Here is a 19,021-nt window from a genome sequence, read left to right on the forward strand (position 1 = left end):
TCAGGCAAAGGGTTTCGGCGCGGCGATGAAGCCCAGGCTCATCGCCCCGGCGCCCAGGTTGATGCCGCCGGTAGGGCTGAGCATGCCCAGGTGCAAGTGGATGTCGCGCTCGCGGCAGGCGTTCTCCAGCGCGGCGAAGCCCGGCAGGTCGCGCAGCGCGGTCGGATCGCCGGCATAGCTGAGACTCAGTTGCGGCGCCAGCAGCTCACCCGCCTGTACCCGCGCCAGGGCATAGCCGAGCAGCTTCTCCGCCGACTTCTCGAAGCTCGGCGAGAGCGCCACCGGTTTGTCCTCGCCTTCGGCCAGGCTGAACACCGGCTTGACGTCGAGCAGCGAGCCCAACCCCAGCGCCGCGCCCTTGACCCGGTCGACGAAACCGCTGCGATCGCCCTTCTGGAAGCCGCGCCGGCGCAAGTGGCCGAGGTCGTCGGCGACCAGGTAGGTGCAGGTCTGCAGGCTGAGCTGCTCGAGGCGCGTGCGCAGCGCGTTGGGGTGGCAGCCCTGCGCCAGCAGGCGCGCAGCCTCGGCGGCCAGGCAGGCGATGCCGGCGAACACCGCGTGGCTGTCGAGCACGCGCAGGGTGAAGGGACCGGCGATGCCGGCCGCCTGGCGGCGCTCGTGGTAATGCTGGAGCAGGCCGAAGGAGGCCTGGGTGGCGTGCTCGAAGATCGGGCTGCGCAGGCTGTCGACGGTGAGGCAGACCACGTAGTCGAAGTCGGTCACCAGTTCGTCGAGGAACCATTGCTGCAACTCGGCAGCGGAGAGCGGCTGGCTGCCGTCCTTGCTGCCGACCCTGGGCAGGTGGTCGCGGTAGAAGCTCAGGGTGGTGTCGGGGTCGCGTCGATCGATGAGCCGCTGCTCGCCCAGGCGGATCCCGATCGGCATCACGCGGATGCCGTGGGCGGCGAGGAATTCGGGCGGCAGGTCGCAGGTCGCGTCGACCACCAGGCCGATACGCATGGATTCGCTCCTCTGGCCGTTTCTCGGCCTATTGTTGTGTTGGCGGTCATACAATGCCCGTTTCGGACTTTGAAGTCAGCCGGCCGCACGGCGGGTTTTCGGAAAAAATCACGGGCATGAAAAATCCCACCCCCAAGGGTGGGATCTCCTTGCCGGCGCGGCGCCGGGCCGGTGCGCCGCGGACGCGGCCTCAGACCAGGCTGGCCAGGGCCTCGCGGCTGAACGGCTTGATGTCGCCGATACGCCCCTCGCGGACCTTCACCGCCCACTCCGGATCCACCAGCAGCGCGCGGCCCACCGCGACCAGGTCGAACTCGCCCTTGTCCAGGCGCTCCACTAGGCCGTCGATGCTCGCCGGCTGCGCCACCTCGTCGGTGTTGCCGAAGAATTGCAGGAACTCGCTGCCGTCCAGGCCGACGTTACCCACGGTAATGGTCGGCTTGCCGGTCAGCTCGCGGGTCCAGCCCGCCAGGTTGAGTTCCGAGCCTTCGAACTCGGCAATCCAGAAGCGACGGGTCGAGCAGTGGAAGATATCGACGCCGGCCTCCACCAGCGGCGCGAGGAACTCGCGCAGGCCCTCCGGGGTTTCCACCAGGCGCGCGGAATAGTCCTGCTGCTTCCATTGGGAGAAGCGGAAGATGATCGGGAAATCCGCGCCGACCGCCGCGCGCACCGCCCGTACCAGCTCGACGGCGAAGCGCGAGCGATTGGCCAGGCTGCCGCCGTACTCGTCGTCGCGCTGGTTGCTGCCTTCCCAGAAGAACTGGTCGATCAGGTAGCCGTGGGCGCCGTGGATCTCCACCCCGTCCATGCCGATCACCTGGGCGTCGCGGGCGGCCTGGGCGAAGGCGGCGATGACCTCCTGGATGTCGGCCTTGCTCATGCCGTGGACCAGCACCTTGCCGTCCTTGGCCTTCTCCATGGGGCCGTAGCCGGGCACGCTGGCGTCCGGCTCCACGCCCAGGCGGCGGACGCTGCCGACGTGCCAGAGTTGCGGAACGATGCGCCCGCCCTCGGCATGCACCGCCTCGACCACCTGCTTCCAGCCGGCCAGGGCGTCCTCGCCATGGAAGCGCGGCACGTTCGGATAGCCGTTGGCGGCCTTGTGGCCGACCGTGGTGCCCTCGGTGACGATCAGGCCGACGCCGGCGGCGGCGCGCCGGCGGTAGTACTCGACGACCTTGGCGTTGGGTACGCCGCCGGGGGAAAAGCTGCGCGTCATCGGCGCCATCACCACGCGGGTGGGCAGCTCCAGGGCGCCGAGGCGGAACGGTTGGAACAGGGCTTCTACGGGGGCACTCATGGACGGACTCCTAAGGGGGAATGGGCGGGTCGGGCAGGTATCAGGCACGGAGCAGCAGCTCCAGGCGCGACATGAAAGCGTTCAGCGGAGCGAGGCCGGCGCCGACCTTGAAGCGCGCCAGGGCGCCCTGCCAGGCGCAGCCGATGAAGCCGGCCAGGCTCGCGCAGTCCTCGTCGGCGGCCAGTTCGCCGGCCGCGCGCGCCTGCTCCAGGCAGTCCTGGAGGATTCGCGCGGAAGCCTGCAGGATCGACTCGACCCTGGCCGCGATCGGCGGCGACAGCTCGGCCATCTCGAAGCTCAGGCTGCCGATGAAGCAGTGGTATTCGGGCTTTTCCTGGCGGGCGAAGTGCTCCAGCAGCTCGCCGTAGTAGCGCAGCACCCGCTCGCGCGGGCTGAAGCGGCTATCGCCGAGGGCCTGGGCGTAGCGCGCCAGGCGCGGCGCGTAGACGTGTTCCAGGGCCTGCTCGGCGAAGGCTTCCTTGCTGTCGAAGTAGTGATAGAAGGAGCCCTTGGGAATGCGCGCGGCCTGGACGATCTCCAGCACCCCGGTACCGTGGTAGCCGCGCCGGGTCATGACCTCGGAGCCCTTGGCCAGGATCAGTTCGCGCTTGTCGAGTCGGTTGCTGTTCATGGAGCGAGAGAATATGACCGGTCGTCTCGCTCGCCCAGCACTATCAACGACAGTGATCAGGCATCACAGGCCGGGGCTTGTCGCGCCGCGTTCGGGAGGGAAAGGCGCCGGCGGGAGGCCTCCCGCCGGGCCAATCAGCCCAGGGCCTTCTCGATGGCCTGCACCAGGGCCGGGTCGTCCGGCGCGGTGCGTGGGCTGAAGCGCGCCAGCACGCGGCCATCGGGGCCGAGGAGGAATTTTTCGAAGTTCCAGGTGATGTCGCCGGGAAACTCCGCGCCCTCGCCCGCCAGCAGGCGATAGAGCGGGTGCCGCGCACTGCCGTTGACCTCGACCTTGGCGCTCATCGGGAAGCTGACGCCATAGTTCAGGCTACAGAAGGACTGGATCTCCGCCTCGCTGCCCGGCTCCTGGCCGGCGAACTGGTTGCAGGGGATGCCGAGCACCGCGAAACCGCGCTCGCGGTAGGTCTGGTAGAGGTTCTCCAGGCCGGCGTACTGCGGCGTCAGGCCGCATTTGGAGGCGACATTGACCACCAGCAGCACCTTGCCCTTGAACGGGGAAAGCGGCAGGTCCTGTCCATCCAACCCCTGCAGGGTGAGATCGTGAAAGGCACTCATGACGTACTCCTTGCGCATTCAGCGACACAACGTGCCAAGCCCCGCAGCGGACGGGATTCCCGGCTGCGGCGCAACCCCGGGGGACGGGGTGGAGAGCCCAGGCATGGCGCATGACGCGAAAGGCGCCCAAAGGCGCCTTTCGCAGTATCAGCTTAGCAGTTCCGCCGCTGGACGGCCCAGGCCATCAATCGGCGAACGACAGCCGATCAGTGGTGATGACCACCCTCGCCATGGATGTGGCCATGGGCGATTTCCTCGGCGTTGGCGTCGCGCACGTCGACCACCTTGACCTTGAAGTTCAGGCGCTGGCCGGCCAGCGGGTGGTTGCCGTCGACGGTCACGTCGTCGCCGTCGATGTCGCGGATGGTGACGATCTGCATGCCGCCGTCCGGCGCCGAGGCATGGAACTGCATGCCCACTTCCAGCTCGTCGACGCCCTCGAACATCTCGCGGGTCAGGGTCGCGACCAGCTCGGCGCTGTACTCGCCATAGGCATCTTCCGGCTCGATGGCGACGCTCAGCTCGTCACCGACGTTCTTGCCTTCCAGGGCCTTCTCCAGACCGACGATGATGTTGCCGGCACCGTGCAGGTAAACCAGCGGCGCGCCACCTGCGGAACTGTCGATGACATCCCCGGCGTCGTTGGTCAGGGTATAGTCGATGGAAACCGCCTTGTTGGCCGCGATCTGCATGGTACGAAACCTTTTCGATAAAGAAGATGAATGCGCAAGTGTACGCATCAATAGCCCCGAAAGCGACCGCGCCCCGGATGAACGGGACGTGCGAACGCCGTCGCGGGTGATTGATTTTCATCAGGACGAGGAAGGCCATTGGGTGGCAGTCTTGTCCTGTGGCCATACTCAGCACCTGCGCCACCAACCGCCCTGGCAGTCGCGCGCCTGGGTCCTGGACGAAAACGCGCGGCACAGACAGCTCGGCCGCCCCTTTCGCTGCGGCTGGTGTGCCCGGGAACAAGAAGAGCAGACCAAGGAGCAGTGATGCCCTCACGCAACATTCTGGTGATCAACTGCGGCAGTTCGTCGATCAAGTTCGCCCTGGTCAACGAAGCCCATTCCCTGTTTCCCCTGCACGGCCTCGCCGAGCGCCTGGGCAGCCGCGACGCGGTGCTGCGCTGGAAGCGCGGCGGCGATAGCGACAGCCTGATGATTCCCAACGCCGACCACCGCGCCGCCCTCGCCCAACTGCTGCCGATGGTGCAGAACGCCGCCGGCGGCAAGCTGCACGGCATCGGCCACCGGGTGGTGCACGGCGGCGAGCTGTTCACCCATGCCACGCGCCTCGACGGGCGGGTGATCGAAGCGATCCGCGCCACCGCGCCGCTGGCGCCGCTGCACAACCCGGCCAACCTGCAGGGCATCGAAGCGGCGATGACGCTGTTCCCCGGGCTGCCGCACGTCGCCGTGTTCGACACCGCCTTCCACCAGAGCCTGCCGGAACATGCCTACCGCTACGCCCTGCCGGAAGCCCTCTATCGCGAGCACGGCGTGCGCCGCTACGGCTTCCACGGTACCAGCCACCGCTACGTCAGCCACCGCGCGGCGGAAATGGCCGGGCTGGCGGTCGGCGACAGCAGCTGGCTCAGCGCCCATCTCGGCAACGGCAGCTCGACCTGCGCCATCGTCAACGGCCAGAGCCTCGACACCAGCATGGGCCTGACCCCGCTGGAGGGTCTGGTGATGGGCACACGCAGCGGCGACGTCGACCCCAACCTGCACAGCCACCTGGCGCGGACCCTGGGCTGGAGCCTGGAGCGCATCGACTCGATGCTGAACAACGAAAGCGGCCTGCTCGGCCTCTCCAACCTGTCCAACGACATGCGTACCCTGGAACAGGAACGCGAGCAGGGCCACCCCGGCGCGGCGCTGGCGATCGAGGTGTTCTGCTACCGCCTGGCCAAGTCCCTGGCGGCGATGAGCTGCGCCCTGCCGCAGCTGGACGGGGTGATCTTCACCGGCGGCATCGGCGAGAACTCGCCGCTGGTGCGCGCCAAGACCGTGGCCCACCTGCGCCTGTTCGACCTGCGCCTGGACCAGGAGGCCAACGCCCGCTGCGTGCGCGGCGTCGCCGGACCGATCCAGGCCACGGGCCACCCGCGGGTGCTGGTCATCCCGACCAACGAAGAGCGGCAGATCGCCCTCGACACCCTGGCCCTGCTCGACTGAACGGGACCGGAGCCCCCGCCCACCCGGCGGCGCGGCCCAACGCACGGCTTAAGGAGCCCAGATGCATACCTTCTTCATCGCCCCGACCGGTTTCGGCGTCGGCCTCACCTCGATCAGCCTCGGCCTGCTCCGCGCCCTCGAGCGCGCCGGGCTGAAGGTCGGCTTCTTCAAACCCATCGCCCAGCTGCATCCCGGCGACCTCGGCCCGGAGCGCTCCAGCGAACTGGTGGCGCGCACCCACGGCCTGGACACGCCGAAACCGCTGCCGCTGGCGCAGGTCGAGCGGATGCTCGGCGACGGCCAGCTGGACGAACTGCTCGAAGAGATCATCAGCCTCTACCAGCGCGCCGCCGCCGACAAGGACGTGGTGATCGTCGAAGGCATGGTGCCGACCCGCCACGCCAGCTATGCCGCGCGGGTCAACTTCCACCTGGCGAAGAGCCTCGACGCCGAGGTGATCCTGGTCTCGGCGCCGGAGAACGAGACCCTCACCGAACTCACCGACCGCATCGAGATCCAGGCCCAGCTGTTCGGCGGCCCGCGCGACCCGAAGGTGCTCGGGGTGATCCTCAACAAGGTCCGCGGCGAGGCCGACGCGGCCAGCGCCGAGGACGGCGTCGCCGACTTCGCCCGGCGCCTGACCGAACACTCGCCGCTGCTGCGCGACGACTTCCGCCTGATCGGTTGCATCCCCTGGCAGGACGAGCTCAACGCCGCGCGCACTCGCGACATCGCCGACCTGCTCAGCGCGCGGGTGATCAACGCCGGCGACTACGAACAGCGCCGGGTGCAGAAGATCGTGCTGTGCGCCCGCGCCGTGCCCAACACCGTGCAGTTGCTCAAGCCCGGCGTGCTGGTGGTGACCCCCGGCGACCGCGACGACATCATCCTCGCCGCCAGCCTGGCCTCGATGAACGGCGTGCCGCTGGCCGGACTGCTGCTGTGCAGCGACTTCCCGCCCGACCCGCGGATCATGGAACTCTGCCGTGGCGCCCTGCAGGGCGGCCTGCCGGTGCTGTCGGTGGCCACCGGCTCCTACGACACGGCGACCAACCTGAACCGGATGAACAAGGAAATCCCGGTGGACGACCGCGAGCGCGCCGAGCGGGTCACCGAGTTCGTCGCCGGGCACATCGACTTCGAATGGCTCAAGCAGCGCTGCGGCACGCCGCGCGAGCTACGCCTGTCGCCGCCGGCGTTCCGCTACCAGGTGGTGCAGCGCGCGCAGAAGGCCGGCAAGCGCATCGTCCTGCCCGAGGGCAGCGAGCCGCGCACCGTGCAGGCCGCGGCGATCTGCCAGGCGCGCGGGATCGCCCGCTGCGTGCTGCTGGCCAAGCCGGAAGAGGTCCGGGCGGTGGCCCAGGCCCAGGGCATCGTGCTGCCGGAAGGGCTGGAGATCATCGATCCGGACCTGGTCCGGCAGCGCTACGTCGAGCCGATGGTCGAGCTGCGCAAGGGCAAGGGGCTGAACGCGCCGATGGCGGAGCAGCAACTGGAGGACAGCGTGGTCCTGGCGACCATGATGCTCGCCCTCGACGAGGTCGACGGCCTGGTCTCCGGCGCCATCCACACCACCGCCAGCACCATCCGCCCGGCGCTGCAACTGATCAAGACCGCGCCCGGCTACAACCTGGTGTCGTCAGTGTTTTTCATGTTGTTACCGGACCAGGTGCTGGTCTACGGCGATTGCGCGGTGAATCCCGATCCTTCGGCCAGTGACCTGGCCGAGATCGCCGTGCAGAGTGCCGCGTCGGCGCAGGCTTTCGGCATCCCGGCACGGGTCGCGATGATCAGCTACTCCACCGGCGACTCCGGTTCCGGCGTCGATGTCGACAAGGTCCGCGAGGCCACCCGCCTGGCGCGCGAGCAGCGACCCGACCTGTTGATCGACGGACCCTTGCAGTATGATGCCGCCGCCATCGCCAGCGTCGGCCGCCAGAAGGCGCCGAACAGCCCGGTGGCCGGGCAGGCCACGGTGTTCATCTTCCCCGACCTGAACACCGGCAACACGACCTACAAGGCAGTGCAGCGCAGCGCCGATTGCGTCAGCGTCGGGCCGATGCTGCAAGGCCTGCGCAAACCGGTGAACGACCTGTCGCGCGGCGCGCTGGTGGAAGACATCGTCTACACCATCGCCCTCACCGCCATCCAGGCGGACGCCCAGGCGCCGGCCTGAGGGAACGCCGCCCAATGGGCGGCACTGGCTTCGGCCAGGCACGAGGATGTGCCATGTGAACGGCGGGATCACGCCCCGCTCCACGCGCCCGGCCCTGGCCGGGCGCCTACGTACAAGGACTCCTCGATGCTTTCGTTTCTCCCCCATTTCCTGCGCGGCTCGCTGGCCGGCCTGCTGCTGGTGGCCAGCACCCTGTGCTGGGCCTGCCTGCTGTTCGGCATGACCCTGGTCAAGCTGCTGCTGCCGTTCGCCGCCGCCCAGCGCCTGTGCAGCAAGATCATGAGCCTGATCGCCGAAGGCTGGATCGCCTGCAACAAGGGCTGGATGAACCTGGTCCAGCGCACCCGCTGGAACGTCCAGGGCCTGCAGGGGCTGGAGTACCAGCATTCCTACCTGGTCACCAGCAACCACCAGAGCTGGGTCGACATCCTCGTCCTGCAATACCAGTTGAACCGGCGCATCCCGCTGCTGCGCTTCTTCCTCAAGCAGGAACTGATCTGGGTGCCGATCATCGGCCTGTGCTGGTGGGCCCTCGATTTCCCCTTCATGAAGCGCTACAGCAAGGCCTACCTGGCCAGGCACCCGGAAAAGAAAGGCCAGGACCTGGCGACCACGCGCAAGGCCTGCGCCAAGTTCAGCCGCATCCCGGTGGCGGTGTTCAACTTCCTCGAAGGCACCCGCTTCACCCGCGCCAAGCACGACGAGCAGCAGTCGCCGTTCCGCCACCTGCTCAAGCCCAAGGCCGGCGGCATCGCCTTCGTCCTCGACGCCATGGGCGAGCAGTTGAAGACCCTGGTCAACGTGACCATCCACTACCCGGACGGCAGCCCGACCTTCTGGTGCCTGCTTTCCGGACGCCTGAAGGAGGTCGTGGTGCGCTTCGAGGAACTGGAAATCCCGCGCCAGTTCGTCGGCAAGAGCTACGACCAGGACGCCGCCTACCGCGCGGAGTTCCAGCAATGGGTCAACCAGCTGTGGGAGCGCAAGGACCAGTTGCTCGACAGCCTGCACCGCGAGTTTCCCGGTAACGCCAAGGCGTAGGACGAAGAGCGCCTACCAGCGCCCATGAAAAAGCCCGCCGAATGGCGGGCTTTTTCGTCCAGGCCGCGATCAGTACTGCGGCTGGGTCTGCGCCGGGCCCTGGGCGCCCGGAACCGGTCGCAGGTTGACCTCGACGCGGCGGTTCTGCGCGCGGCCGTCCGCGGTGGAGTTGCTCGCGATCGGCTGGTCCGGGCCCATGCCGCGGGTGCTCAGGCGGGTGCCGTCGACGCCCTGGGCGGTCAGGTAGCCGGCCACGCTCTGCGCGCGGCGCTGGGACAGGTCCATGTTGTGCTGGCGGCTGCCGGTGCTGTCGGTGTAGCCGACGATCTCGATGGTGTTCTGGTTGTACTGCTTGAACGAGTTCGCCAGGTTGTTCAGCGGCGCGTAGAAGCTCGGGGCGATGTTCGCCGAATCGGTGGCGAAGGTGATGTTGCCCGGCATGATCAGCTTGATGTCGTCGCCCTGGCGCTGCACTTCCACGCCGGTGCCTTCCATCTGCCGGCGCAGTTCGGCTTCCTGCTTGTCGGCGTAGTAACCGTAACCCGCGGCGGCCGCGCCGGCGACGGCGGCGCCGATCAGCGCGCCCTTGCCACGGTTGTTGTGATCGATCGCGGCGCCGGCGACAGCACCGGCCAGCGCACCCAGTCCGCCATACTTGGCCGTCTTGCTCATGCCACCCTGGCTTTGGCTTTGCGTGTCGTAGGGGTTGTTGGAGGCACAACCGGCCAGCAGGGCCAGTGCGGTGACGGCTGCGGCCAGAGGCAGGCAACGGGAGGTGAACATGGGAAAACTACTCCTCGAGGTACTGAAACGCCCCTGCGTGAGGGGCGGCCGATAGCTTAGAGCATAGCCAAGTGGCAAAATTCCCGTCCCTCGGAAAATTCCTATTCAGCCCCTGACGAAGGGGTTCTCGCGCATCTCCTCGCCCAGCGTGGTGTCCGGGCCATGGCCGGCGACCACCGTGGCGTCCTCGTCGAGACGGTACAGGCGCTGTTTGATCGAACGCTGGATCGCCGCCGAGTCGCCGCCCCACAGGTCGGTGCGGCCGATGCCACGGCGGAACAGGGTGTCGCCGGCGACCAGCAGCTTCGCCTGGGGGAACCAGAAGCTCATCGAGCCCGGCGTGTGCCCCGGGGTATGCAGCGCAACGCCGCAGCCGCAGGCCAGTTCCTCGTCGTCGGCCAGCCAGCGGTCCGGCGCCGGCACCGGATTGTAGGGCACGCCGAACAGCTGGCACTGCATCTCCAGGTTGTCCCAGAGGAACTGGTCGTCCTTGTGCAGGTGCAGGCTGGCGCCGGTGCGCTTCTTCAGCTCGCCGGAGGCGAGGAAGTGGTCCAGGTGCGCGTGGGTATGAACGATGCTGACCACCTGCAGGCCGAGCCGCTCGAGGCGCTGCAGGATCAGCTCGTGGTCGCCGCCCGGATCGACGACGATGGCCTTCTTCGTCAGCGGGTCGCCGATGATGGTGCAGTTGCACTGCAAAGGTCCGACGGGAAAGGTTTCGCGGATCAACGCGGGGGATGTCGACATGCAAGACTCCGATCACGGTCGGCGCGGCAAGCGCGCCATGGATTTCCAGTAGACGCCAAGCATGGCACATCCACCCGCCGCCGAGGACCGCCGGCAATGGCTCAGGGCGCTTCGCGGTAGTCGCTGGGCAGCTTGCCGGTCCACTTGCGGAACGCCCGGCGGAAGTTCGACGAATCGTTGAAGCCCAGCAGCAGGGCGATCTCGTACAGCGGTAGCTGGGTGGTGGTCAGGTACTGCAGGGCCAGGCGCTTGCGCACGTCGTCGAGGACCTGCTGGTAGCTGGTCCCCAGCGACGACAGGTGCCGGCGCAGGCTGCGCCCGCTGGTGTGCAGTTCGCGGGCGGCCTGCTCGAGATCGGGGAAGTCGCCGGGACGTGCCAGCAGCAGGCGGCGCACGCGGGTCAGCAGGCCTTCCTGGACGTCCAGGGTGGCCAGCAGCGCCTCGCACTGCTGCTCGCACATCTGCACCGTGGCCGGGTTGGCCAGCGCCATCGGCCGCTCCAGGTATTCGCTGGGCATGCTCAGCCAGTGGCAGGGCTGCTCGAACTCGGCGGCCACGCCGAACACCTCGGCGTAGCGCCGGGCATGGGCCGGCGGCGGATAGGCGAAGCCCACCCGCACCTCCTGCAGCGGCTCGCCGACCAGGAAACAGGCGATGGAATACAGCGTCGCCATCAGGCCCTCGGCGGCGAACACCGAGGCGGCGCCCAGCGGCATCGACTCCACCGCGCGCAACTCGGCGCGGCCGTCGTCGAGCACCAGCTCCAGTTCGTAGGCCAGGCCGAGCACCCGGTAGTACTTGAGGGCGAACTGGATGGCCTTGCCCAGGTTGGCGCTGGACAGCACCGCGTAGCCAAGGATGCCGTGGGCCGAGACGTTCAGCCGTTGGCCGAGCACCAGCCCCAGCGCCGGTTCGTCGCAGAGGATCTGGGCGCTGTAGGTGAGCTGGTTGAAATCGAGGAAGGACAGCCGGCCGTTCGGGCTCTCGAGCACCTCGGGGCGCACCCGCGCGGCGTCGAACAGCGCCTGGCGGGACACGCCGTGTTCCGCGACGAGATCGAGCAGCGCCTCGGCATAGGCCACCGGCACCAGTTCGGCGGTGAAGTTGAGCGGTTGTTTCATGGCTGATTGTTGTTCTGACCGCTGGCCGGATATGACCGGAAATTTGGCAGAAGATAACCTTGTGAGGCTACCCCCCGCAAGCGATAGTCGAGCCCATGGTCCTTCACCATCACAGGGAGCCGCTATGGCCAGCACCACCCCCGAAGGTCTGGAGATCCGCCCGCGTCATCTGGACTTCGACCTGCCCGATCCGATGCCGCGCCACTGGCACAGCGGCGACGCTTTCAAGACCCACATGTTCAACGCCATGTCGGTGCTGTTCCCCGATGGCGAGCGCTTCTTCATCGACTCCGTGCGCCACTACCGCGAGCGGGTCGAGGACCCGGCGCTGAAGCAGCAGATCCGCGGCTTCATCGGCCAGGAAGGCCACCACAGCCGCGAGCACCTGGTCTACAGCGACCGCCTGCGCGCCCTCGGCTACGACATCGATCGCCTCGAAGGTGGCGCCAAGCGGCGCATCCGCTTCGCCCAGCAGAAGCTGCACCCCTCGCGCCAGCTGGCGGCCACCGCGGCCCTGGAACATCTCACCGCGATCATGGCCGACGGCCTGCTGAGCAACCCCAGGTGGCTGGAGGGCGCCGACCCTACCATGGCCCGCCTGTGGCGCTGGCACGCGCTGGAGGAAACCGAGCACAAGGCGGTGGCCTACGACGTGTTCATGCTGGTCAACGGCAAGGCCAGCCTACGCCGCCGGGCGATGGTCCAGGGCACCTTCTTCTTCGCCCTCGACACCACCAAGGGCCTGGTCCACATGCTCAAGCGCGACGGCCTGCTGTGGAACTTCAAGGTCTGGCGCGACGGCATCAAGTGGCTGTGGGGCAAGGACGGCGTGTTCCGTTCGCTGGTAGGCGTGTACCTGGACTTCTACAAGAAGGACTTCCACCCCTGGCAGCACAATAACCTGCACCTCATCGAGCAATACCGCGACCAGTTCGAGCCGGAGCCGAAGGCCGCCTGAGCTTCCCCGCCGCCCCTCTCCACCGCGAGAGGGGCTTGCATCGCTCCCTCGCCCCGGTACTTCACCGACCTGCCGGCTTCTCACCCACGCAATAAAAAAAAGCCCGCGACTGACCAGCGCGGGCTTCTTCATGACGGCCTGGGATCAGGCCATCAGGAAGCGCAGTGCGTCCGCCGCGGTCTGCTCGGGAATCTCCTCCATCGGGATATGCCCGACGCCCGGATAGGTCTTCACCTGGATCCCCGCCAGGTCGCGTTGCCACAGCGGTACGTGCTTCGGCGAGATCCAGCGGTCGCGTTCGCCCCACATCAGCAGGGTCGGCGCGGCGATCCGGGCGATGCGTTCGCCGGAGCTGCCGAGTTCCTCGCGGTTGACCTTCAGCAGCACGCGGAAGATCTCCATCATGCCCTTGCGGTTGCCCGGGCGGCGGCTCAGGTCGTAGTAGCGGTCGACCACGCCCGGCTTGATCCGCCCCGGCTCGCCGTAGACTTCCCTGATGCCCTGGGCGATCAGCGCGCGCGGCATCCACAGCGGCATCGCCAGGGTCGAGCCGGGCAGCGCCGCCGCGGCGATCATCCACGGCACCTTGCGCATCTGGTAGCCGGCCGGGTCGATCAGCACCAGCCGCTCCACCCGCTGCGGCTGGGCCAGGGCGAAATTCCAGGCGATGTAGCCGCCCAGGGAGTTGCCGGCGATCGAAGCCTTGTCGATCCCCAGGTGGTCGAGCAACTGGCCGAGGATCGCCACCATGCGCTCGCCGGAGTAGTCGGTGTCGCGCCCCGGCCCGGTCAGGCCGAAGCCCGGCACGTCGAAACGGACGATGCGGAAGTACGGCGACATCGCCTTCACCCAGTCGTCCCAGGTGTGCAGCGAGGCGACCACGCCGTGGATCATCACCAGCACCGGCTTGTCGCGAGTGCCCTCGTCGCGGTAGTGCAGCGGGAAACCGTCCAGCTCGATGAAGCGCGAGCCACTGGACGGCGCGGCGTAGCGCTCGCGCAGCGACTCCAGCGACAGGGAGCCGAAGCCCAGGCGGGCGAATCCGACCGCCAGCGGCGGTTGCAGCAGATAGGGTGTCGCGGACATGGACGCACGTCTCCCGTCTTGTTGTCATGACAGGTCATCAGAGCATGGCCAAGGCAGGCTGCGAGCCCAACCTAGGTTCTGTCGGCGCGAGCGGCGACTGCCCGGCTGTTACCCTTGCGGTTTCGTCGGAACCTGGGTGCGGGGACAGAGCGTCCCCACCAGCAGGTCGCCGAGCACCCGCTTGACCCGTGGCAGCTCCAGCGGATCGCTGGCGTTGAGCAGGTCCAGCGAGGCCGCCTCCATCGCCCAGATCAGCACCCGGTAGGTCAGCGGATCGTGCGCCGCGCCCTGGGCGCCGAGGCGCTCGGCCCACAGTTCGATGATCCGCAGGTGCGCGCGCTGCCGGTGCGCCGCCAGCGGCGAGCCGGCGTGCAGCGCCTCCTCCTGCATCATGCGGATGATCGGGCCGACCGCCAGGTGATAGTCGAAGAACAGCGAGACCATCGCCCGCAGCCAGTCCTCGTCGCTGCCGGCCTCGCTGCGCAGCCCGCCGAAGCGCGCCAGCAGCAGTTGCACGGCGCTGTGGTAGATGCTTTCCAGCACCTCCAGCTTGCCGGCGAAGTACTTGTAGAAAGTCCGCCGCGAAACGCGCGCCGCCTCCAGCAGGTCGTTGACCGTGGTCTCGGCGATGCCCTTGCGGGTGAACACCGGGATCGCCGCCAGCTGGATGTTGGTCCGTTGCAGATGCCCCACCAGCGGCCCCTCGCCCTGTCCGGCCTGGCGCGCCAGCGCGCCGTAGCCGCCGAGGTCCTCGAACACCGCCTGCAAGCCGTTCCACTGCCTCGTCGCCACGCCGTCCGCTCCAATCGAAGCGCGGGGTGACGGCAGCCCCGGCCATCGCTAACCTAGGCCGATCCACGCGCCCCGCAAGGAAAGTCCGTGCCGACCCTATCACGCCGCCTTCTCTGGCCGCTGGCCATCCTTTTACTGGTTCTCGGCCGCCCGCTCGCCGCCGCCGACCTCTACTACCTCGGCCAGCGCATCCCGGACATCCAGAAGCCCTGGGACAGCCACGACTACCAGGTGCTGATCGACGCCCTGAAGAAGATCGAGGAAACCCAGAAGAACGCCCTGCCGCGACGCAGCGGCGAATTCACAGGGCCGCTCTATCTGCGCATGGTCAGCGAGGAAAACTTCCGCCCGCAGCTGAACATCTATAGCCCGCTGGAGATCCGCCAGAACGAGGCCCGCGAAGTGCTGTTCAAGCTCAAGGAACTGATGCGCCTGTACTTCGACTTCCGCGCCGCCAGGCAGCCCTACGGCGCCGAGGCGCTGGGCCTGATGAGCTACTCGCTGCGCGAGCAGTCGATCCTGTTCACCCTCACCGTCGAATTCTGGATGACCCTGTCCCAGGCCGAACAACGCAACCCTGCGCGCCTGCAAGGCATGCAGGAAACCAAGGCGGCCGCCGCGATGCTCACCGGCAGCGCCCTCGACTACCTCGGCCTCACCGCCCAGTTCGAGCGCCAGGACCTGGTGCTCTACTCCGCCGAACTGGCCAAGGAAATGCCCGAGCTGTTCATCCACCTGCCCTCCCCGGTACGCGCCCAGTTACTGGAACGCATCGCCGGCTTCGCCACGGACCACCCCTACCCCGAGGTCCGCGACAACATGCGTGACCTGCAACCGGTGTTGCAGGCGATCCAGGCCGACGTCGAACGCCAGCTCAAGCCGACCCCAACCGGCAAGGCTCCCGCCCGCCCCCTCGACCTGACCCCGCCGGAAGAGCGGAAATAACCTGTCATCAATGACTTAGCCGCGCCCGGTTGGACTCCCAGGCGCCTTTGCCGTACACTACGCCTCGACCTACCCAGGTTTTGGGGCCGATTAGGATTCGACGCCGGTAACGAAACTTGAGGGGCATGCCGAGTTGGTAGCAGATCTCGTAAATTCGCTGCTGCAATCTTATAGTTGCCAACGACGACAACTACGCTCTGGCTGCTTAATGCACCAGCAGTCGCTAGGGGATGCCTGTAAACCCGAAACGACTGTCAGATAGAACAGGATCGCCGCCAAGTTCGCTGTAGACGTAACGGCTAAAACTCATACAGCTCGCTCCAAGCACCCTGCCACTCGGGCGGCGCGGAGTTAACTCAGTAGAGCTGGCTAAGCATGTAGAACCGATAGCGGAGAGCTGGCGGACGGGGGTTCAAATCCCCCCGGCTCCACCAAATAATCATCTAAAGACGTCCTCGGACGTCTTTTTTTGTGCCTGAAACCCAGTAAATACGGGGCTTCCAGCATCATCACGATCCGATAGCGTCCAGCAGGATCTATGAGATTCGGTATTCCAAGTGGTATTCCAAGCCATCCACTGGTAACTTTTGGAATACCGAAACCTTTCTTGGAATACCCCATGTGCGCCCAAGCCACCCGCCTCTCGGACCTCAAGGTCAAAGCCGCCAAGCCTCAAGAGAAGGACTATGTCCTGAGCGATGGTGACGGCCTACAGATGCGAGTGTAGTGGTCAACCCATCCCGGACAGTGGGTTGAGTTTTTCTTCGGCCACCGCAGGTGGTAACCCGTCGTTGAATTGATGCGGCCTGATCCAGTTGTAGCGGTGCATCAAGTAATGACTGATGTCCCGTTGGGCCTCCTGCGCCGTCAGGTAACCCGTTGACGGGACCCACTCCGACTTCAGACTGCGGAACAGGCGCTCCATCGGCGAGTTATCCCAGCAATTCCCTCGGCGACTCATGCTCTGCTGCATCCGATAGCGCCAGAGCCGTTGCCGAAACAGGCGGCTGGCGTACTGGCTGCCCTGGTCTGAATGGAACAGCACCTGCTGTGGCTTGCCGCGCTGTTCGTAGGCCATGTCCAGGGCCTTGATCACCAGTTCGGCATCCGGCTTGGCCGAGAACGCCCAGCCGATCACCCGCCGGGTATGCAGATCCAGCACCGCGGCCAGGTAGTGCCAACGGCCTTGCGCCCAGACGTAGGTGATGTCGCCACACCACACCTGATTGGGATGCTCGGTCGCGAATTCGCGGTTCAGCCGATTCGGGATATCCGGCCGCTCAACCGTGGCCTGTTTGTAGGCGTGCGAGCCCGGTTGCTTGCTGACCAGGCCTAGCTCACGCATCAACCGACGCACTCGGAAACGGCCGATGGTCACGCCCTCTTCGCGCAGCATGCCCAGAATGCTGCGGCTGCCGGCCGAGCCCCGACTCTGGCTGAACAACTGGTTGACTTGGCTGCGTAGCGCCACGCGGCGAGCATCGACACGCCGCCGTCGAAGACGGTGGACGTAGTAGCAAGACCGCGCCACATCGAAAGCTGAACAGACCACTTCCACCGACTCCTGCTCACTCAACTGGTCTATCAGCGCGTACGATCGAGTTCGTCCGACATCAAGAGAGCGGTAGCCTTTTTTAATATCGCTTTCTCCCGCTCCAGCCGGTTGATCCGGGCTTCCAGCTCCTGGATCTTTTGCTGCTCAGGCGTCAACGCCTTGCTCTTCGGGGTCACACCCTGGCGCTCCGTCTCGAGCTGCTTCACCCAACGGCGCAAGGCCGAGTCCACCACCCCCAGCGAACGGCAGGCGTCGATATGGCTGTAGCCTTGGTCCAGCACCAAGGCGGCAGCCTCTCGTTTGAACTCGGCGGAAAACGTACGTCGTTGCTTGCTCATCAGACACCTCTCTCACGGCGAGGATTCTCGCCTAAATCGGTGTCCGGGATCAGTAGACCACTACACACAGCTAGAACCTTTTCCTTGATATTTTCCCGAACCTAAAACTATAAAAGAGAATAGATTTCTTCAGACTTCTAGTTCTTGGAGCAGAAACCCGACACCCATGAATAATAAAACTTAGCCAGACAGAAAAAATCAGAAAAACAAATCAATCTCCTAACTTCTCTTCACATCCCTTACGACCGAAAAACATCAGCATCAAGTTTTTCCTAAGAAAGCTTACTTGTAAAACACTAACACCAGCGTTTCAATCTGCGCTCTTTCTTCCGCATGGATTCGTGGGAAAACCAATGTCGCTGCAATCTGAAATGCTCGTGGAGCAGAAAGTTTCCAATGCCCAGAAATCGACCGGCACCGCCTATCTGCTGTGGTTCTTCCTGGGCGGCTTCGGCGCGCACCGCTTCTACCTGGGAAAAACCGGCACGGCGGTTACCCAACTGATCATCACGCTGATCGGCTGTTTCACCCTGTTCCCGCTGATCGTTACCGGCATCTGGTGGATCGTCGATGCCTTCCTGATTCCAGGCATCATCCAGGGCCATATGGAACAGGCCCGGCGCAATGCCCGGCTGGAAGTCGCCGCCATACAGGTAGCCGCCGCTCCGGTCTCCCAACCTCAAGGCTGACCGCGACGGCACGGCGTTACGAAGACTCCGGTGGCAGCTCATCCCTGACTGGGCAGGCCACCGCCACGTAGTGCTTTTCCTCATGTAGCAAGGAGCCAGGCCATGGCGCTGTATGAAGATGAAACGAAGGTTCGCAAGACTGGAAAACCAGAGATCTACAAGAAGTCTTTGAACATAGGGATAAAACCTGCAAACCCTGGCATCTACAAATGCGACACCTGCGGATTCGAGGATGTAATAAACCGCGAATGCGACAAGCTCCCGCCCTGTTCGAAATGCCGGGATAACAAGAGATCCAATACTTGGAAGCTTCTTGTCACGGCCACCGACAAATGAACCCGCAAAACCTCGTAACGCCTTAGAACCCAGTCACCTGGCTCACCCACGCTTTCGCCGACAAGGCCGTGGAACGCCCGGGCTCCGCTGTTCCTCGTCGCCTGCGGCGGCTGGAGCACCTCATCGTCAACCGCGCGGTGGAGTCTCTCGTCCATGGCGAACTCCGCGTGATCCTGTCGCAATCGATGAACGTGGCAACCCTGCCGCCGAACCAACGGATCGGCCGGCAGCCGCGCGTACTCGACCCGGCCTGAGCGCTCACCTGGCGAACAGCTGGCCCAGGTCGCGGAAGCTCTTGAACTCCAGCGCGTTGCCGCAGGGGTCGAGGAGGAACAACGTGGCCTGCTCGCCGACCTGGCCCTTGAAGCGGATGTAGGGCTCGATCACGAAACGGGTGCCGCGCTGCTTCAGGCGTTCGGCCAGGGCGTGCCAGTCGTCCCAGGCGAGGACCACGCCGAAGTGCGGCACCGGCACGTCGTGGCCGTCCACCGGGTTGCTGCCGGCGTGGCGCTGGGAGTCGGTCTGCGGGTGCTGGTGGATGACCAACTGGTGGCCGAAGAAGTCGAAGTCGACCCAGTGCTCGGCGGAGCGGCCTTCGCTCAGGCCGAAGACTTCGCCGTAGAAGCGCCGGGCGGCCGGCAGGTCGTGGACGGGGATGGCGAGGTGGAAGGGCATCAGGCTCATGGCGTGGTTCCTCTGTGGGTGTGCCGGGATTATTTGCCGTGCCAATTTCGATGGAAAGCGCATAATATTTCGCCTG

Annotated in this window: 21 protein-coding genes and 1 other RNA gene; 10 read left to right on the forward strand and 12 right to left on the reverse strand. The window is 66.0% G+C overall.

What is annotated here, in order from left to right; translation table 11 throughout:
* The 5 genes from PSPA7_RS22255 to PSPA7_RS22275 all read right to left on the reverse strand — a co-directional run bounded on the left by PSPA7_RS22255 (position 1) and on the right by PSPA7_RS22275 (position 4,203).
* On the reverse strand, positions 1-960 hold the full coding sequence (locus PSPA7_RS22255; RefSeq protein WP_012076982.1) for a DegV family protein: 960 nt from the start codon (positions 958-960) through the stop codon (positions 1-3).
* A gap of 190 nt (positions 961-1,150) precedes the next feature.
* Entirely contained in the window at positions 1,151-2,263 is a 1,113-nt protein-coding gene (locus tag PSPA7_RS22260; protein ID WP_012076983.1) for an NADH:flavin oxidoreductase, read from the reverse strand.
* Between the two features lie 40 nt (positions 2,264-2,303).
* Positions 2,304-2,894, reverse strand: coding sequence for a TetR/AcrR family transcriptional regulator (locus tag PSPA7_RS22265; RefSeq protein ID WP_012076984.1), 591 nt, complete (start codon positions 2,892-2,894; stop codon positions 2,304-2,306).
* A gap of 134 nt (positions 2,895-3,028) precedes the next feature.
* Complete coding sequence (locus PSPA7_RS22270) at positions 3,029-3,511, reverse strand: glutathione peroxidase (RefSeq protein WP_012076985.1); 483 nt, start codon at positions 3,509-3,511, stop codon at positions 3,029-3,031.
* Between the two features lie 206 nt (positions 3,512-3,717).
* Complete coding sequence (locus tag PSPA7_RS22275; RefSeq protein ID WP_012076986.1) at positions 3,718-4,203, reverse strand: FKBP-type peptidyl-prolyl cis-trans isomerase; 486 nt, start codon at positions 4,201-4,203, stop codon at positions 3,718-3,720.
* Here PSPA7_RS22275 and PSPA7_RS31460 point away from each other — a divergent pair.
* The 4 genes from PSPA7_RS31460 (at position 4,172) to yihG (ending at position 8,911) form a co-directional block, all read left to right on the forward strand.
* On the forward strand, positions 4,172-4,510 hold the full coding sequence (locus tag PSPA7_RS31460; protein ID WP_071535371.1) for a DUF3565 domain-containing protein: 339 nt from the start codon (positions 4,172-4,174) through the stop codon (positions 4,508-4,510). The genes PSPA7_RS22275 and PSPA7_RS31460 overlap by 32 nt on opposite strands.
* The gene (locus PSPA7_RS22280; protein WP_004367272.1) at positions 4,510-5,694 is read left to right on the forward strand and encodes an acetate kinase; all 1,185 of its coding nucleotides are present in this window, start codon (positions 4,510-4,512) and stop codon (positions 5,692-5,694) included. The genes PSPA7_RS31460 and PSPA7_RS22280 overlap by 1 nt, the downstream gene beginning before the upstream one ends.
* Positions 5,695-5,755: 61 nt before the next feature.
* Positions 5,756-7,870, forward strand: coding sequence for a phosphate acetyltransferase (gene pta, locus PSPA7_RS22285; RefSeq protein WP_012076987.1), 2,115 nt, complete (start codon positions 5,756-5,758; stop codon positions 7,868-7,870).
* A 126-nt stretch (positions 7,871-7,996) separates the two neighbouring features.
* Positions 7,997-8,911, forward strand: coding sequence for a 1-acylglycerol-3-phosphate O-acyltransferase, YihG family (gene yihG, locus PSPA7_RS22290; protein ID WP_004367266.1), 915 nt, complete (start codon positions 7,997-7,999; stop codon positions 8,909-8,911).
* 69 nt (positions 8,912-8,980) lie between these two features.
* On the opposite strand, the gene PSPA7_RS22295 is transcribed toward yihG, so the two are convergent.
* From PSPA7_RS22295 to oruR, 3 genes are all read right to left on the reverse strand, one after another.
* The gene (locus tag PSPA7_RS22295) at positions 8,981-9,694 is read right to left on the reverse strand and encodes a YiaD family glycine zipper/OmpA-like lipoprotein (RefSeq protein ID WP_004367263.1); all 714 of its coding nucleotides are present in this window, start codon (positions 9,692-9,694) and stop codon (positions 8,981-8,983) included.
* Between the two features lie 105 nt (positions 9,695-9,799).
* On the reverse strand, positions 9,800-10,441 hold the full coding sequence (locus PSPA7_RS22300; RefSeq protein WP_023443039.1) for an MBL fold metallo-hydrolase: 642 nt from the start codon (positions 10,439-10,441) through the stop codon (positions 9,800-9,802).
* 101 nt (positions 10,442-10,542) lie between these two features.
* Positions 10,543-11,562: an ornithine utilization transcriptional regulator OruR gene (gene oruR / locus PSPA7_RS22305; RefSeq protein ID WP_012076989.1), complete on the reverse strand. Its 1,020-nt coding sequence runs from the start codon at positions 11,560-11,562 to the stop codon at positions 10,543-10,545.
* A 124-nt stretch (positions 11,563-11,686) separates the two neighbouring features.
* Here oruR and PSPA7_RS22310 point away from each other — a divergent pair, with 124 nt between their 5' ends.
* Positions 11,687-12,520: a metal-dependent hydrolase gene (locus PSPA7_RS22310; protein WP_004367257.1), complete on the forward strand. Its 834-nt coding sequence runs from the start codon at positions 11,687-11,689 to the stop codon at positions 12,518-12,520.
* Between the two features lie 144 nt (positions 12,521-12,664).
* Here the strand turns inward: PSPA7_RS22310 and PSPA7_RS22315 are convergent, their stop codons facing one another.
* Both PSPA7_RS22315 and PSPA7_RS22320 read right to left on the reverse strand, forming a co-directional pair.
* Positions 12,665-13,606, reverse strand: coding sequence for an alpha/beta fold hydrolase (locus PSPA7_RS22315; protein ID WP_012076990.1), 942 nt, complete (start codon positions 13,604-13,606; stop codon positions 12,665-12,667).
* A gap of 108 nt (positions 13,607-13,714) precedes the next feature.
* Entirely contained in the window at positions 13,715-14,398 is a 684-nt protein-coding gene (locus PSPA7_RS22320) for a TetR/AcrR family transcriptional regulator (RefSeq protein ID WP_012076991.1), read from the reverse strand.
* Between the two features lie 87 nt (positions 14,399-14,485).
* On the opposite strand from PSPA7_RS22320, the gene PSPA7_RS22325 reads away from it, so the two are divergent.
* Together PSPA7_RS22325 and ssrA are read left to right on the forward strand one after the other, a co-directional pair.
* Positions 14,486-15,343, forward strand: coding sequence for a hypothetical protein (locus tag PSPA7_RS22325; protein ID WP_012076992.1), 858 nt, complete (start codon positions 14,486-14,488; stop codon positions 15,341-15,343).
* A gap of 82 nt (positions 15,344-15,425) precedes the next feature.
* Positions 15,426-15,777: a transfer-messenger RNA gene (ssrA, locus tag PSPA7_RS31465) on the forward strand.
* A gap of 296 nt (positions 15,778-16,073) precedes the next feature.
* Here the strand turns inward: ssrA and PSPA7_RS22330 are convergent.
* A protein-coding gene (locus tag PSPA7_RS22330) for an IS3-like element IS222 family transposase (protein WP_086008393.1) occupies positions 16,074-17,236 on the reverse strand; the annotation gives its coding sequence in 2 pieces (ribosomal slippage) (positions 16,074-16,981 and positions 16,981-17,236; 1,164 coding nt in all).
* Positions 17,237-17,589: 353 nt separating this feature from the next.
* On the opposite strand from PSPA7_RS22330, the gene PSPA7_RS22340 reads away from it, so the two are divergent.
* The 3 genes from PSPA7_RS22340 to PSPA7_RS31475 all read left to right on the forward strand — a co-directional run bounded on the left by PSPA7_RS22340 (position 17,590) and on the right by PSPA7_RS31475 (position 18,515).
* Entirely contained in the window at positions 17,590-17,925 is a 336-nt protein-coding gene (locus tag PSPA7_RS22340) for a TM2 domain-containing protein (protein WP_012076994.1), read from the forward strand.
* A 102-nt stretch (positions 17,926-18,027) separates the two neighbouring features.
* Positions 18,028-18,261, forward strand: a complete 234-nt coding sequence (locus PSPA7_RS31470; protein WP_071535385.1) for a hypothetical protein — start codon at positions 18,028-18,030, stop codon at positions 18,259-18,261.
* A 68-nt stretch (positions 18,262-18,329) separates the two neighbouring features.
* On the forward strand, positions 18,330-18,515 hold the full coding sequence (locus tag PSPA7_RS31475) for a hypothetical protein (protein WP_012076995.1): 186 nt from the start codon (positions 18,330-18,332) through the stop codon (positions 18,513-18,515).
* Positions 18,516-18,519: 4 nt separating this feature from the next.
* On the opposite strand, the gene PSPA7_RS22350 is transcribed toward PSPA7_RS31475, so the two are convergent.
* Positions 18,520-18,945 (reverse strand): VOC family protein, encoded by a 426-nt coding sequence (locus PSPA7_RS22350; RefSeq protein ID WP_012076996.1) that lies wholly within the window; start codon positions 18,943-18,945, stop codon positions 18,520-18,522.
* Positions 18,946-19,021: the final 76 nt, after the last annotated feature.

This window comes from Pseudomonas paraeruginosa PA7, assembly GCF_000017205.1.
Classification (GTDB): Bacteria; Pseudomonadota; Gammaproteobacteria; order Pseudomonadales; family Pseudomonadaceae; genus Pseudomonas; species Pseudomonas paraeruginosa.

Coding starts and splice junctions, on each gene's coding strand:
- PSPA7_RS22270 (WP_012076985.1), bottom strand. CDS start 3,511: ATGAGTGCCTTTCACGATCTCACCCTGCAGGGGTTGGATGGACAGGAC.
- PSPA7_RS22315 (WP_012076990.1), bottom strand. CDS start 13,606: ATGTCCGCGACACCCTATCTGCTGCAACCGCCGCTGGCGGTCGGATTC.
- PSPA7_RS22310 (WP_004367257.1), top strand. CDS start 11,687: ATGGCCAGCACCACCCCCGAAGGTCTGGAGATCCGCCCGCGTCATCTG.
- PSPA7_RS22350 (WP_012076996.1), bottom strand. CDS start 18,945: ATGAGCCTGATGCCCTTCCACCTCGCCATCCCCGTCCACGACCTGCCG.
- PSPA7_RS22295 (WP_004367263.1), bottom strand. CDS start 9,694: ATGTTCACCTCCCGTTGCCTGCCTCTGGCCGCAGCCGTCACCGCACTG.
- PSPA7_RS31460 (WP_071535371.1), top strand. CDS start 4,172: ATGGAAACCGCCTTGTTGGCCGCGATCTGCATGGTACGAAACCTTTTC.
- yihG (WP_004367266.1), top strand. CDS start 7,997: ATGCTTTCGTTTCTCCCCCATTTCCTGCGCGGCTCGCTGGCCGGCCTG.
- PSPA7_RS22280 (WP_004367272.1), top strand. CDS start 4,510: ATGCCCTCACGCAACATTCTGGTGATCAACTGCGGCAGTTCGTCGATC.
- PSPA7_RS22265 (WP_012076984.1), bottom strand. CDS start 2,894: ATGAACAGCAACCGACTCGACAAGCGCGAACTGATCCTGGCCAAGGGC.
- PSPA7_RS22255 (WP_012076982.1), bottom strand. CDS start 960: ATGCGTATCGGCCTGGTGGTCGACGCGACCTGCGACCTGCCGCCCGAA.
- PSPA7_RS22275 (WP_012076986.1), bottom strand. CDS start 4,203: ATGCAGATCGCGGCCAACAAGGCGGTTTCCATCGACTATACCCTGACC.
- PSPA7_RS22260 (WP_012076983.1), bottom strand. CDS start 2,263: ATGAGTGCCCCCGTAGAAGCCCTGTTCCAACCGTTCCGCCTCGGCGCC.
- PSPA7_RS22300 (WP_023443039.1), bottom strand. CDS start 10,441: ATGTCGACATCCCCCGCGTTGATCCGCGAAACCTTTCCCGTCGGACCT.
- PSPA7_RS31470 (WP_071535385.1), top strand. CDS start 18,028: ATGGCGCTGTATGAAGATGAAACGAAGGTTCGCAAGACTGGAAAACCA.
- pta (WP_012076987.1), top strand. CDS start 5,756: ATGCATACCTTCTTCATCGCCCCGACCGGTTTCGGCGTCGGCCTCACC.
- PSPA7_RS22340 (WP_012076994.1), top strand. CDS start 17,590: ATGTCGCTGCAATCTGAAATGCTCGTGGAGCAGAAAGTTTCCAATGCC.
- oruR (WP_012076989.1), bottom strand. CDS start 11,562: ATGAAACAACCGCTCAACTTCACCGCCGAACTGGTGCCGGTGGCCTAT.